Source organism: Actinophytocola oryzae (genome assembly GCF_004364325.1).
In the GTDB taxonomy this organism is placed as follows: Bacteria; Actinomycetota; Actinomycetes; order Mycobacteriales; family Pseudonocardiaceae; genus Actinophytocola; species Actinophytocola oryzae.
The window spans coordinates 201639-215079 of the sequence record NZ_SOCP01000010.1 but is presented as its reverse complement, the minus strand read 5'-3'; the positions used below and the strand labels follow the sequence as shown (position 1 = coordinate 215079).

Sequence of the window (13441 nt, the reverse complement as noted above, 5' to 3'; positions counted from 1 at the left end):
CTCCTGCTTACATGATTACATCGCTACCGAGGTTATGCGAGTAACCACGAAAGTGGAGTGGAGTTCGCGGTCAGCGAAGCGCGGCCACCAGGTCGGCCACCTCGGTCACCGGGCGGTCGCACACGTAACCCCGGCAGACGTACGCCGCCGGCCTGCCGTCTACCAGCGGGCGGTCGGTCAGTAGCGGTAGCGCGTTCGGCTCGCCTGCCAGTACCACCGCACCTCCTGGGGCATGTTCCACCGCCGCTCGCAGGAGTTCCGGTGACGTGCCCACTATCGCCACCTGCAGCGGGCCCGCCGCCATCGCCTCCGCCACGCTCAGCCAATGGCCTGCGAACCTCGGGGCCCTCGCGGCCAGTTGGCCGGCCCTGGCCACTGCCTCCTCCGCCGCCGTCCGGTAGCGGGATGCGTCTTCCGGGCCCACCAGCGCTGACGCCGCCAGCAACGCACCCGCCAGCGCCGACGCGCCCGACGGGCTCGCGTTGTCGCCCGGGTCCGACGGGCGCAGCACCAACACGTCCGCGTCGTCCGCGGTGTCGTGGTACACCCCTGGTGCCGACTGGTCTCCGAAACGGGACAGTGCCGTGTCCAGCAGCCCGGTCGCCTCCGTCAGCCAGCGTGGGTCCGCCGTCGCCTGGTGCAGGGTCAGCAACCCGTCCGCCAGGCAGCCGTAGTCCTCCAGCACCCCGGCCGCCGCGCCTGCCACGCCGTCGCGGGAGGCCCGGCGTAGGCGGTCCTCCACCAGGTGGGTCGACGTCACGAACTCCGCCGCCGCCACCGCCGCGGACAACCAGCGTGCGCCGAACGCCACTCCCGCCTGCGCCAGGGCGCCTATCGCCAGGCCGTTCCACGCGGTGATCACCTTGTCGTCGCGGGCCGGCTGTGGGCGGGTCAGGCGGGAATCCAGCAGCTTCCTGCGAACGTCGTCGAAGCGTTCGTCCACTTCGGACTTTCGTTGCAGGGTCGACGCGCCTTCCTCGAACGTGCCGGATGCCGTTACGCCGAACCACCTCGCTGCCGCTGCGCCGTCCTCCTCGCCCAGTACCTCGGTCAGCTGCTCGGGTGTCCACGCGTACGTCAGGCCCTCCACACCCTCTGTGTCCGCGTCCAGCGATGCCGCGAAGCCTCCCGCCTCGGTGCGCAGCCTGTTCAGCAGGAAGTCGGCCGTCTCCTCCGCCACCGCGCGGAAGCGGGGCTCACCCGTTCGCAGCGCCAGCCTCGTGTACAGGCGGAGCAGCAAGGCGTTGTCGTACAACATCTTCTCGAAATGTGGCACCACCCAGCCCGCATCGACGCTGTAGCGCGCGAAACCACCGTCCAGCTGGTCGTAGATGCCGCCGTTCGCCATCGCGTGCGCTGTCTCCGTCACTATCGACAGCGACTCGACCGAGCCGGTGCGTTCGTGGTGGCGCAGCAGGAACTCCAGCACCATCGACGGTGGGAACTTCGGTGCGCCACCGAAACCGCCGTTGCGTCGGTCGTAGTCACCCAGCACCGACGCCGCCGACGACGACAGCACCTGCTCGTCCACAGTGGACTGTGGTAGCGCGGCCGTTTGTTTGCGTAGTTCCTCCACTATGCGGCCACCCGCGTCGCGGACCTCGGCGTCGCGGGTCTGCCACGCGTCGTCGACCGCTGCCAGCAGCTGCGGGAACGACGGCATGCCCGGCCTCGGCGTCGGCGGATAGTAGGTACCGCACTGGAACGGTTCGCCCGCCGGGGTCAGGAAGCACGTCATCGGCCAGCCGCCCTGGCCGGTCATCGCCTGGGTGGCGGTCATGTAGACGGCGTCCACGTCCGGGCGCTCCTCGCGGTCCACCTTGATGTTCACGAACTTCTCGTTCATGACCGCGGCGATCTCGGGGTTCTCGAACGACTCGTGCGCCATCACGTGGCACCAGTGGCACGCCGCGTAGCCGACCGACAGCAGGATCGGCACGTCCCTGCGCCGCGCCTCCTCGAACGCCTCCGGTGACCACTGCCACCAGTCGACCGGGTTGTCCGCGTGCTGCAGCAGGTACGGACTCGTCGCGTTCGCCAGCCGGTTCGCCATGTACCAACCCTCTCAAACGAACCCGCGTGCTGCCGATGTCGCCCCATGGGGCAGTCATCACTCGCGTTGGAGCGGCTCTCCCGCCATCGTCTTGTCGAGGCGCCCGGCGATGTCACAGCCTCAGCCCATGGCCCCTGTCAAGCGACGTGCCGTCCTGCTGACCGCCGCCGCGGTCGCGATCGCCGCCGTCGGCGTTGCCGTGCCCGCCCCGGTCGCCGTCGCAGCAGCCGCCGCCGGGGTCGTCCCTGGGAAGGCCGAGCTGACGCTGGCACCCGGCGAGAGCGGCACGGTCGCCGCCGCCGTCACCACCCCCGCCGTCGCGCCCGACCCGGACATCGTGTTCCTCGCCGACACCACCGGCAGCATGGATCCCGCGCTCGCCAACGTCCGCAACGCCCTGCCGTCGATCATCGACGAGGTCCGGGCCACGCAGCCGTCCGCGCGGTTCGGGGTCGCCGAGTACAAGTCGCAGGCCGACGGCAGCCGGGCCTTCCGTGTCGACGCCGCCCTCACCGACGACCGGAACGCGGCCGTCAACGGTGCGCAGCAGTGGCTCTACAACGTGGGCGGTGGCGGCGGGCCGCAGAGTGACTTCCTCAACGCGCACTACCAACTCGCTACCGGCGCCGTCGAGTTCCGGCCGGTCGGCTCGCGGGTGGTCGTGTGGTTCGGTGACGCCCGGTCCGCCGACCCGAGCCTCGGCCACACGCTCTCCGACACGGTGAACGCCCTGCGCGCAGGCGGGATCCGGGTGATCGCCGTGCCTGTCGTCGGCACGTCCGCGCCGGGGCTCGACGAGCGGGGGCAGGCCACGAGCCTCACCAACCGCACGTTCGGGGTGCTCATGCCCAGCCAGAGCGCCGGCGGTGTCGCGACCGCGATCCTCGGCGGCCTCAGCACCCTGACCGTCCCGGTCGCGCCCGTGCCGGCCTGCGACCAGCAGCTCACGCTCACCCCGGACCGGCCGACTCGCATGGTCCGCAGCGGCGGCACCGCGTCGTTCACCGAGACGGTGGCCGTCGCGCCGAACACCGACCCCGGTACCTACCGGTGCACGGTCGACTTCCAGGTCAGCGGCACACCCGTGGGCATCACCCAGACCGTCACCGTGCGCGTGCCCGGCACCCTGCCGGTCCTGCGGATCAGTGACGTCACCGTCGACGAGGGTGACTACGGCACCTCGCCCGCGACGCTCACCGTCACCATGGACCGGCCGTCTACCGGGCGGGTGACCATCGACTGGGCGACCGTGGCGGGCACCGCTGGCATCTACGACTTCTCCGGGGGCAGCGGCACGCTGACGTTCGAGCCCGGTGAGACCAGCAAGCAGGTCACCGTCGACGTGATCGGTGACGAAGGCGACGAGCAGGACGAGTGGTTCACCGTCCACCTGTCCGACCCCGAGGGCGCCACGATCGAGAACGCCGACGGCGTGGTCACCATCCGCGACGACGACGAGACCCCGGTGGAGATCCGCATCAGCGACACGTCCGTGCCGGAGGCCGACGAGGACACGACCGGTGCCCTGACCGTGAGCCTCAACCGCCCCTCCGACCAGACGGTGACCGTCTACTGGCAGATGGCCCCGGGCACCGCGAGTGGCACCGACTACGACAACAGGAGCGGCTCGGTGGTGTTCGGACCGGGCTCGACCAGCGCGCAGCTCCCCGTGACGATCCGGGGCGACGACATCGAGGAGCCGGACGAGACGTTCAGCGTGCACCTGTTCAACCCGACCGGCGCGCTCATCGCGGACGCGGACGGCGTGGTCACGATCGTCGACGACGACGGTGCCGGACCGGCCGTGCGCATCGGTCGGGCGTCGGTGGCGGAGGGCTACGCGGGCACGACGCCGGTGACGCTGACGGTCGTGCTGGACCGGCCGAGCACGACGCCGGTGCCCGTGCAGTGGACGACCGAGGCCTACACCGCGAACGCCGACGACTTCGTGGCCGCCTCCGGCACGGTAACGTTCGAGCCGGGCCAGGTCAGCGCACAGATCACCGTCCAGGTGCGCGGCGACGCCGTGCAGGAGGGCGACGAGTGGTTCCTCGTCCACCTGAGTGGCGCGAACGTCGTCGACCTCGTCGGGTTCGTCACGATCACCGACGACGACGCCGACACGGGGCCACACCCGACGGTGCCGCCACCGGCGCTGCGGATCGGTGACGTGACCGTGCCGGAGGGCAACTCGGGCGACACGCCCGCGACGGTGACGGTGGCGCTGGAGCCCAACTCCCACCAGGTGAGCGTGCACTGGACGACCGACAACGGCACCGCGACCGCTCCCGGCGACTTCACGGCCGGCGCGGGCACGCTGGTGTTCGCGCCGGGTGAGACCAGCAAGCAGATCACCGTGCCCGTCACCGGCGAGTCGTCCTTCGAGGACACGGAGACCTTCGCGGTCCACCTGTCCGCGCCGGACAACGCGGAGATCGCGGACGGGATCGGCGTCGTGACCATCGCGAACGACGACGACGAGGACAGCGCGGCCGAGATCGGCGTCGACGACGCGACGGTCACCGAGAGCGCGGGCCAGGCGGTGGTGAACGTCCGGCTGACCTCGGCCAGGGACGAGGCCGTGACGGTGCGGCTGGCCACCGAGCCGGGCAGCGCGACCGACGGCTGCGACTACCACGGCGTCGACACCACGGTGACGTTCGAGCCGGGCGAGACGCTCGTGTCCGTGCCGGTGGAGATCGTCGGTGACACCGACCCGGAGCCTGCCGAGACGTTCACGGCCGAGCTGTCGGCCCCGGTCGGCGCGACCATCGCGGACCCGACCGCGATCGTGACGATCGAGGACGACGACGAGGCGGGCGACCTGCCGGTGGTCAGCGTGGCCGACGGGTTCGCGCCGGAGAACGCGGGCCAGGTGCTGTTCGAGGTGCACCTGACCAAGCCGGCGTCCGGCGACGTCACCGTGCACTGGACGACGGAGCCCGGGACCGCGACCGGGGCCGACTTCGACCAGGTCGCCGGCGACGTGACGTTCGCGCCGGGTGAGACGGTGCTGCAGGTCGGGGTGCCGCTGTACGACGACGACTCCTACGAGAACGACGAGACGTTCACCCTGACGCTGTCCTCGCCGGTCGGCGCGACCCTGGGTGACGCCGAGGCGGCCGGCGTGATCGTCGACGATGACGACTACGTGGGCACGCCGGTGGTGAGCGTGTCGGACGCGGCGGGACCGGAGTCCGGCGGACCGCTCGGCTTCGAGGTCCGGCTGTCGGAGGCCGTGCCGTCCGAGGTGACGGTCGACTGGACGACCACGGGCGGCACGGCGGTCGCGCCGTACGACTACGAGGCGTCCTCCGGCACGGTCGTGTTCGCCCCCGGCCAGTCCACTGCGACGGTGTGGGTGCCGCTGGAGGACGACTCCTCGACCGAGCCGGACGAGACGTTCACGCTGAGCCTGTCCGGCGCGTCGGGTGCCATGGTCGGCGACGGCGAGGCGGTGGGCACGATCGTGAACGACGACTACGAGACGGTCACCGGGTTCACGTGCTCGGCGAGCGCCGCGGACGTGCTGGGCAGCAGCACGGCGACCGCGGGCCGCGATCGCTGCGCCGACGACAGGAAGGTGGCAGGCCACGTGCGGCTGGGCGGCGGCCTGCTGACCGTCCGGGTGGACGGCCTGACGGCGACCACCGACGCGGCGCAGGGCGGCATGAGCGCGACGGCGGCGCTGCGGACCACGCGGATCAGCACGGTCGGCCTGCTGATCGAGATCGGCGAGACGACCTCGACGGCGATGGTGACGTGCGTGGCCGGCCCGAAGGGCGTGTCGCCGGCACTGTCGGGCAGCTCGACGATGGCGTGGCTGAAGGTCAACGGCAGGCGCATGCCGATCGGCACCGGCCCGGTGCGGATCCCGCTTGAGGTGGGGTCGCTGTCGCTGAACAGCACGGTGTCCGGTCCGGACGGCCTCACGCAACGGGCGTTCGACCTGCGGACGCCGCTCGGTGACGTGGTCGTCGGCTCGTCGTCGGTGGGGATGACCGGCAACCCCTGCCGTTAGTCGGGGGTGGTTGTGGCCGGTCGACAGATCCGCCGCCGACCTGCGGGTTCGTAGCGTTCCGGCCCATGAGGACACTGGTGTTGGGCCTGGTGCTGGCGGTCGTCCCGCCCGCTCCGGCCACTGTGGACGAGTATCTGTCGTCGGCTCTCGACTCGACGGGCCTGCCTGGCGTGTCGGTGGTGGTCACGCACGGGGACCACGTGGTGCGTGCCGCCGGCGCCGGGCACGACTCGCTCGGTCACCCCGTCACCGCGGACACCCCGATGCGGGTGGCGTCGGTGAGCAAGTCGTTCACGGCCGCCGCGGTGATGACGCTGGTCGAGGCGGACCGGCTGTCGCTGGACGACGAGGTGTCGTCGTGGCTCCCGTACCCGCGCGGGGTGACCGTGCGGCACCTGCTGAACCAGACGTCCGGGATCAGGGACAGCTCGGTGGACATAGGCCGCCTGACCTCGGCGAGGACGCTGGCGGAGTACGTGTCGCTGCTGTCGCCGATCGAACCGGCCGCGGCGCCCGGCACGTCGTTCTCGTACTCGAACGTGAACTACGACGTGGCGGCGCGGATCGTGGAGCTGGCGTCGGGCGAGCCGTTCGACGAGTACGTGGGCTCGGCGGTGTTCGGGCCGTTGGGCATGCGGCACAGCGAGGTCGGTGGCTGGGCGGCGGACGGTTACAACTCCCTGTTCGGCCAGTGGTTCTCCCGCCCGGAGCTGGCCGACGGCCCGAGGGTGAACGGCTCCGGCGCGGTGGTGACCACGGCGGCGGACATGGGTCGCTGGCTGATCGCCCAGACCGGCAACGGCGTGTTCCCCGAGTCCATGCTGGCGCCGATGCACGAGCCGTCCGAGGTGGACGACTACGGCATGGGGTGGGCGCCGGACGACAACGGACTGCTGGTCCACAGCGGCAACCTGTGGACCTACAACGCCGTCGAGGCGATCGACCCGAGGACGGGCTACGGCTACGCGGTGATGACGAACGGCGCAGGCATGCTCGACGACACCGGCGACATCCTCGCCGGCCTGGTGGCCTTGACGAGAGGCGAGACGCCGGAGACGCCGGGCGGCTCCCGCCAGCTGACGGAGTGGCTACTGGCCGCGGTGACCCTCGCCGCGGCGGTGCTGGGCGTGCTGGGCGTGGTCCGGTCGAAGCGCTGGGCGGGCCGGCGACGAAGCGCCGACCAGCGAGTCCGCTGGGTATCCGTGGCGGTCCGGCTGGTGCCACCGTTGCTGCCGGTCCTGTTGTTCGGGTTCTATCCACAGGTGGTCTCCTTCGTCAGTTCCGGGCGGACCGTCCTGTGGGCACAGCTCTTCTACTTCGCGCTGCCGCTGACTGTCGCACTCGCCGTCGCGGCGGTCGCCGGGCTGGCGATCCTCTGCGCACGGGTGGTGAGGTTGTGTTTCCCACGGTGAGCCTCGGGCTGCTCGCCGGCCTCGGCCTGGTCAGTGGGCTGGGCGTCGACAGCCTCCCCCTCTGGCGGGCTGCGCTCTACCTGGTCCTGGCCGTGCTCGCCTACCTCCACGGCCGGCGCCTCGACGGGCGGTTCGGGTGGCAGATCCTCCTCGGGGTCGGCGTGGCCGGGGCGGGAGTCGCGTTCGTCGACATCGGCGAGGCGACGTCCGCCCTGCTCAGCATGGCCGTCATGATCGGCCTGCCCTGGCTCGCCGGGCGTTACCGGCGCCAGCAGGCGCTGCTCATCGAGACCGAGCGGGAGCGGGTGCGGCAGCTGGAACGCGAGCAGGAGCACGTCGCCGAGCGGGCCAGGCTGAACGAACGCGGGCGGGTCGCAGCGGAGCTGCACGACTCCCTCGGGCACGAACTCGCCCTCATCGCGCTGCGGGCCGGGTCGCTCGAGCTGTCCCCGCAGCTCACGGCCGAGCACCGGCAGACCGCCGGGGAGATGCGGGCCTCTGCCGTCGCGGCCACCGACCGGCTGCGGCAGGTGCTCGAGATGCTGCGGGACCGCGACGAGGTCCCGCCGGTGGCGGAGATCGTCGGCCGCGCCAGGGACGCCGGGATGGTCGTGCACGTCGACGGGCTCGCGGTCATGCCGACCCTGGTCGACCAGGCCGTGCGCCGGGTCGTCAGGGAGGCACTCACCAACGCCGCACGTCACGCGCCGGGCGCCCCGGTCGACGTGCGGCTCGCGGTGACCGAACGCCGCGTCGCGCTCGTGGTGTCCAACCCGGCGGCGGAGGCCCGGCCCGGCGGCGGCAGCGGGCTGGTCGGATTGCGTGAACGGGTCCGGCTCCTCGGCGGCCGGCTCGAGACCACCCACGACCAGGGCCGTTTCGAGCTGACCGCGGAGGTACCCGTCGCATGATCCGGGTGTTGGTCGCCGACGACGAGGCGATGATCCGGGCGGGCATCCGGGCCGTCCTCGCGTCCGATCCGGGGATCGCCGTGGTCGCCGAGGCCGAGGACGGGCGGGCGGCCGTCGAGCTGACGCACGCCCACCGGCCGGACGTCGTGCTCATGGACATCCGCATGCCGGGGCTCGACGGGCTCGCCGCGGCAGCCGAGCTGCGGGACGTCGCGCCGGTCGTCATGCTCACGACCTTCGACGAGGACGAGTACGTCGCGAAGGCCCTCGCCGACGGCGCGAGCGGGTTCCTGCTCAAGGCGGCCGACCCGCGTGAGCTGATCATCGCCGTGCGGGCCGTCGCGGACGGGGCGGCCTACCTGTCGCCGCGTGTCGCGCACCGGGTGATCGCCGGGTTGCGGACCGGCGAGCTGACCAGGCCGGCCGCCGCGAAACGCAAGGTCGAGGCGTTGACGCCGCGTGAACGGGACGTCCTCGCGCTCGTCGGGCGCGGGCTGTCCAACCAGGCGATCGCACGCGAGCTGCACCTCGCCGAGGGGACGGTCAAGGCGCACCTGTCGTCGATCCTGCGGGGCCTGGACGTGCAGAACCGCGTCCAGGCCGCGATCACCGCCTACGAGGCCGGGATGACCGGGTAGTTCACTTCTTGTCGGCGTCGGCCGACGGTGCCTCTTCTGTGGGCTGGTCGGCCTTCTCGTCCGGGTCGTCGAACGACGCGGGCACCCGCTTGAGGTGCTTGGTCATCGAGCGGACCAGGAACGCGACCGCGATGAAGAACAGCAGCAGCACGAGCAGACCGACCGGCGACGACTTGCCGAAGTCCTCGCCCTGACCGCCCTTGTCGTCGTTCGACGGCGTGGGGGTGGGCTGGGCGACCTCGGCAACCGTCTGCCAGCCGGCCACGTCCGGCCCGACGAACAGGGGGCCGGAACCTGAGCTCATGCGCTTACCTTCTCCGTTATCCCCGAGAACAGGTCGTCCTCGGGCAGCGTCGTGTCGACGAGGGACCGCACCAGCTCGTACTCCTCGTACGGCCAGACCTCACGCTGGATCTCCAACGGCACGAAGAACCAGCGGCTGTTGGGGTCGATCTGCGTCGCGTGCGCGAGCAGGGCGGCATCCCTCTTCTCGAAGTATTCCCCACACTCGACGCGTGTCGTCACCCGGTCCGCGACGTCGCCCCGGTTCTCGTCCCACTTCTCGAGCCACTCGGTGTAGGGCGACTCCATGCCCCTGGCGAGCAGCGCCTCGTGCATGGCGACCAGGCGCTTACGCGAGAACCCGTGCCCGTAGTACAGCTTCAGCGGCGTCCACGGGTCGCCCGCCTCCGGGTGGAGGTCGGGGTCGCCCGCCGCGTCGAAGGCGGCGACGGACACCTCGTGGCACCGGATGTGGTCGGGGTGCGGGTAGCCGCCGTTCTCGTCGTAGGTGATGACGACGTGCGGCTTGAACTCGCGCATGAGCCGCACGAGCGGCGGGACCGACTCCTCGAGCGGCACCAGGGCGAAGCAGCCGTCCGGCAGCGGCGGCAGCGGGTCGCCCTCGGGCAGGCCGGAGTCGACGAAGCCGAGCCAGCGGTGCTCGACGCCGAGGATCTCGACCGCGCGGGCCATCTCCTTGCGGCGGTACTCGGGGATGTTCTCGGTCACCTCCGGGCGTTCCATGGCCGGGTTCAGGATGTCGCCGCGCTCGCCCCCCGTGCAGGTCACGACCATGACCTCGTGCCCTTCGGCGACGTACTTGACCATCGTCGCGGCGCCCTTGCTGGACTCGTCGTCCGGATGTGCGTGCACCGTCATCAGACGCAGCTTCTCCGCCATGACCTTCGCGTTCCTCCCATGGACGTCCCCCGGAGACATCCGCTCGTCGTGGTGAGCGGATACTCGGCTCGGACATACGAACCATTCCCGCCGGGTCCATTGTTCCCGCCGGGTACGACATTTTTCGTGGAGGCCCCGAGGATGACCGCCCCAGGTAGCACTCTGCTGGAGGATCGCTACGGCACGAGACCGAAGCGGGCCGGCAGGCGTACCTACTGGGTGGTCGGCGTCGTCGCGCTCGTCGTGAGCGGGGTGGTGGCGTGGGTCGGGTACGAGAACTTCGGCACCGCGCCCATCGAGACCCAGACCACGACGTTCGCCAACCTGCCAGGCAACCAGCTGAAGATGACGTTCGAGGTCACCAGGGACACGCCGGAGCGGCCCGCGGTGTGCATCGTCCGGGCACGCGTGCTGGCAGGCAACGAAGGGGGTCGCAAGGAGGTGTACATCCCACCTGCCGAGGGCGCCGTCACGATGACCACGGTCATCACGAGCAGCGGCGAACCGGTCACCGCCGATGTTTTCGGGTGCTCTTATCAGGTACCGGCATATCTTCTCAAGCACATGCCGCCAACAGGGTGAACTAGACCGCCGCCCGCTGGTCAATCGGTCAAAACGGACAAGCCTCGACTTGCGTCCGTGGTATTCTGACGTACCTGCACGGCCCCTTGCGGGCCGTGTTTTTCCGTTCCGGGTGTCCGCCGCCCGCCCGGAAACTACCGCCCCGAATCCCCGGGATCCGGAAGTATTGACGAGGAGTTGGTGACCGTGAGCGACACCCAGGTGACCTGGCTGACCCAGGAGGCCTACGGTCGGCTCAAGCAGGAGCTCGACGAGCTGATCGCGAATCGCCCGGTACTCGCCGAGAAGATCAACACGAGTCGCGAGGAGGGGGACCTCAAGGAGAACGGGGGCTACCACGCGGCACGTGAGGAGCAGGGGCAGAAAGAGGCGCGGATCCGCCACCTGCAGGAGCTCCTGCGCAGCGCGAAGGTGGGGGAGGCCCCGGAGAACGACGGCCTCGCCGAGCCGGGCAAGGTCCTCACGATCCGCTACGAGGGGGACGACGCGGACGAGAAGTTCCTGCTTGCCACGCGGGAAGAGGGAGCAGAGGGGGAGCTCGAGGTCTACTCCCCCGGGTCGCCACTCGGAAAGGCTTTGCTGGGGGCCAAGGAGGGGGAGACTCGGTCCTACGAGCTGCCCAACGGGTCCATGCAGAAGGTCACGCTGGTCAAGGCTGTTCCTTACGCTGGTTGATCGTTGCGCCGGTTCCGGGCTGGGGTGTGGGCGCCCGGTACCTGGTGAGAAGAAGCGCGAGTCGTCGAGGGCCTGGGTTGGCTTAGCCAGTTCGGGCCCTCGACGGGTTCTGGCTATCCGCCTTCCGCCACCCGCCGCAGCAGTGGGCGAACCCGGGGAGGCACCGGGGTCGACAGCGCTATCGACGTCGACGTCCGCCTGACCCACTGGACGTCCACCACCTCGTCGATGACGCGTTGCAGGTCGGCGTTCGACCTCGCGACCATGCGCACCAGCAGGTCGCCCTCGCCGGTCGTGGCGTGGACCTCGCAGACCTCGTCGATCGCGGCGAGGCGGTCCGCCACCTCCCCCCTGCGGCCCTGCGCTATCTCCAGGACCGCGAACGCCGTCAGGCCGTAGCCCATCGCGGCCAGGTCCAGGTCCGGCGGGAAGCCCTTCAGCAGCCCTCTCTGTTCCAGGCGGTCCATGCGTGCCTGCACGGTGCCCCTGGCCACGCCCAGACGGCGGGAGCACTCGAGCACGCCCAGCCTCGGCTCGTCGGTCAGCAGGAGCAGGAGTCTCGCGTCGAGCCGGTCGATCTCCACGGGCCCTCCCTACACAGACTGCTCATTCTGTTGAGCCAACCTGCCGGTGCAATGGGCACCTTGCCCAGTCGAATCCCTGAGTGTTGCGCATCCTGACCTGTCGAGCGGATCCTCGCAGGTACCGCGCTCGAACGAAAGGGGAGGCGTCATGACAGGCACTCTCGGCCAGGACCGACAGCTCGACGACGTCAGCTTCGACCAGCTGCGTCAGCTCGTGGGGCTCGTCGACTACGACTCGTCGAAGGACCCCTTCCCCGTCAGGGCCATGGACGCCGTCGTCTTCGTGGCCGGGAACGCCACCCAGACCGCGTGGTTCTACCAGGTCGCCTTCGGGATGCGGCTCGTCGCCTACTCGGGCCCCGAGACCGGGAACCGCGGCTACAAGTCGTTCGTGCTGACGTCCGGGTCGGCCCGGTTCGTGATCAACGGCGGGGTCGCGCCGGACAGCCCGCTCCACGACCACCACCGGGCGCACGGCGACGGGGTCGTCGACCTCGCGCTCGAGGTCGCGGACGTCGACCAGTGCGTCGCACACGCCAGGGCCCAGGGCGCGACCGTTCTCGAGGAGCCGCACGACGTGTCCGACGAGCACGGCACCGTGCGCATGGCCGCCATCGCGGCCTACGGGGAGACCCGGCACTCGCTCATCGACCGGTCGCGCTACGACGGCCCCTACCTGCCCGGGTACGTCGCGAAGGAGTCCGCGATCCCGGCACGCAAGCGGCTCTTCCAGGCCGTCGACCACTGCGTCGGCAACGTCGAGCTCGGCAGGATGGACTACTGGGTCGAGTTCTACAACCGGGTCATGGGCTTCGTGAACATGGCCGAGTTCATCGGCGACGACATCGCCACCGACTACTCGGCACTCATGTCCAAGGTGGTCTCCAACGGCAACCACCGGGTGAAGTTCCCGCTCAACGAGCCGGCCATCGCCAAGAAGAAGTCGCAGATCGACGAGTACCTGGAGTTCTACGACGGCGCCGGGTGCCAGCACATCGCCCTGGCCACGAACGACATCATCGCCACCGTGACGGCCATGCGGGAGTCCGGCGTCGAGTTCCTGGACACCCCCGACTCCTACTACGACGACCCCGAGCTGCGTGCGCGGATCGGCGAGGTCCGGGTGCCGATCGAGACGCTCAAGGAGCACCGGATCCTCGTCGACCGGGACGAGGACGGGTACCTGCTGCAGATCTTCACCGCTCCCATCGGGGACCGGCCGACCGTGTTCTACGAGCTGATCGAGCGGCACGGGTCGCTCGGGTTCGGCAAGGGGAACTTCAAGGCGCTGTTCGAGGCCATCGAGCGGGAGCAGGAGCGGCGCGGGAACCTCTGACCAGCTGGGACGGCCGTGCGGGTCACCGACCCGCGCGGTCTTTCGCG

At 70.5% G+C, this 13441-nt stretch carries 11 protein-coding genes; 7 read left to right on the top strand and 4 right to left on the bottom strand.

Translation table 11 applies throughout. The annotated features are described in order from the left end of the window. Positions 1–70: 70 nt before the first annotated feature. Positions 71–2053 carry a thioredoxin domain-containing protein gene (locus tag CLV71_RS26470; RefSeq protein WP_133905543.1) on the bottom strand — a complete coding sequence of 661 codons (1983 nt, stop codon included), beginning with the start codon at positions 2051–2053 and terminating at the stop codon, positions 71–73. Positions 2054–2180: 127 nt separating this feature from the next. Between CLV71_RS26470 and CLV71_RS26465 the strand changes: the two genes are divergently transcribed. From CLV71_RS26465 to CLV71_RS26450, 4 genes are all read left to right on the top strand, one after another. Then, complete coding sequence (locus CLV71_RS26465) at positions 2181–6074, top strand: Calx-beta domain-containing protein (RefSeq protein WP_166664260.1); 3894 nt, start codon at positions 2181–2183, stop codon at positions 6072–6074. Between the two features lie 65 nt (positions 6075–6139). Beyond that, a complete protein-coding gene (locus CLV71_RS26460) occupies positions 6140–7486 on the top strand; it encodes a serine hydrolase domain-containing protein (protein ID WP_133905541.1) in 1347 nt (448 codons plus the stop codon). Then, entirely contained in the window at positions 7471–8397 is a 927-nt protein-coding gene (locus tag CLV71_RS26455) for a sensor histidine kinase (protein ID WP_133905540.1), read from the top strand. The genes CLV71_RS26460 and CLV71_RS26455 overlap by 16 nt, the downstream gene beginning before the upstream one ends. Next, positions 8394–9035, top strand: a complete 642-nt coding sequence (locus CLV71_RS26450) for a response regulator (RefSeq protein WP_133905539.1) — start codon at positions 8394–8396, stop codon at positions 9033–9035. The genes CLV71_RS26455 and CLV71_RS26450 overlap by 4 nt, the downstream gene beginning before the upstream one ends. 1 nt (position 9036) lies before the next feature. Here the strand turns inward: CLV71_RS26450 and CLV71_RS26445 are convergent, their stop codons facing one another. Further along, a complete protein-coding gene (locus CLV71_RS26445; protein ID WP_243866718.1) occupies positions 9037–9339 on the bottom strand; it encodes a hypothetical protein in 303 nt (100 codons plus the stop codon). Further along, positions 9336–10217 carry a mycothiol conjugate amidase Mca gene (gene mca / locus CLV71_RS26440; RefSeq protein ID WP_133905538.1) on the bottom strand — a complete coding sequence of 294 codons (882 nt, stop codon included), beginning with the start codon at positions 10215–10217 and terminating at the stop codon, positions 9336–9338. The genes CLV71_RS26445 and mca overlap by 4 nt, the downstream gene beginning before the upstream one ends. Before the next feature lie 141 nt (positions 10218–10358). Here mca and CLV71_RS26435 point away from each other — a divergent pair, with 141 nt between their 5' ends. Then, positions 10359–10799, top strand: coding sequence for a DUF4307 domain-containing protein (locus CLV71_RS26435; RefSeq protein ID WP_133905537.1), 441 nt, complete (start codon positions 10359–10361; stop codon positions 10797–10799). A 177-nt stretch (positions 10800–10976) separates the two neighbouring features. Further along, a complete protein-coding gene (gene greA / locus CLV71_RS26430) occupies positions 10977–11474 on the top strand; it encodes a transcription elongation factor GreA (RefSeq protein ID WP_133905536.1) in 498 nt (165 codons plus the stop codon). 113 nt (positions 11475–11587) lie between these two features. On the opposite strand, the gene CLV71_RS26425 is transcribed toward greA, so the two are convergent. Then, positions 11588–12058, bottom strand: coding sequence for an Lrp/AsnC family transcriptional regulator (locus CLV71_RS26425; RefSeq protein ID WP_133905535.1), 471 nt, complete (start codon positions 12056–12058; stop codon positions 11588–11590). Between the two features lie 148 nt (positions 12059–12206). Here CLV71_RS26425 and hppD point away from each other — a divergent pair, with 148 nt between their 5' ends. Continuing rightward, complete coding sequence (hppD, locus tag CLV71_RS26420) at positions 12207–13394, top strand: 4-hydroxyphenylpyruvate dioxygenase (protein ID WP_133905534.1); 1188 nt, start codon at positions 12207–12209, stop codon at positions 13392–13394. Positions 13395–13441: the final 47 nt, after the last annotated feature.

Excerpts from the sequence above, each read along its gene's own strand:
- CLV71_RS26435 (WP_133905537.1), top strand. The coding sequence starts at position 10,359 with ATGACCGCCCCAGGTAGCACTCTGCTGGAGGATCGCTACGGCACGAGA.
- mca (WP_133905538.1), bottom strand. The coding sequence starts at position 10,217 with ATGGCGGAGAAGCTGCGTCTGATGACGGTGCACGCACATCCGGACGAC.
- CLV71_RS26470 (WP_133905543.1), bottom strand. The coding sequence starts at position 2,053 with ATGGCGAACCGGCTGGCGAACGCGACGAGTCCGTACCTGCTGCAGCAC.
- CLV71_RS26445 (WP_243866718.1), bottom strand. The coding sequence starts at position 9,339 with ATGAGCTCAGGTTCCGGCCCCCTGTTCGTCGGGCCGGACGTGGCCGGC.
- CLV71_RS26450 (WP_133905539.1), top strand. The coding sequence starts at position 8,394 with ATGATCCGGGTGTTGGTCGCCGACGACGAGGCGATGATCCGGGCGGGC.
- CLV71_RS26460 (WP_133905541.1), top strand. The coding sequence starts at position 6,140 with ATGAGGACACTGGTGTTGGGCCTGGTGCTGGCGGTCGTCCCGCCCGCT.
- hppD (WP_133905534.1), top strand. The coding sequence starts at position 12,207 with ATGACAGGCACTCTCGGCCAGGACCGACAGCTCGACGACGTCAGCTTC.
- CLV71_RS26465 (WP_166664260.1), top strand. The coding sequence starts at position 2,181 with ATGGCCCCTGTCAAGCGACGTGCCGTCCTGCTGACCGCCGCCGCGGTC.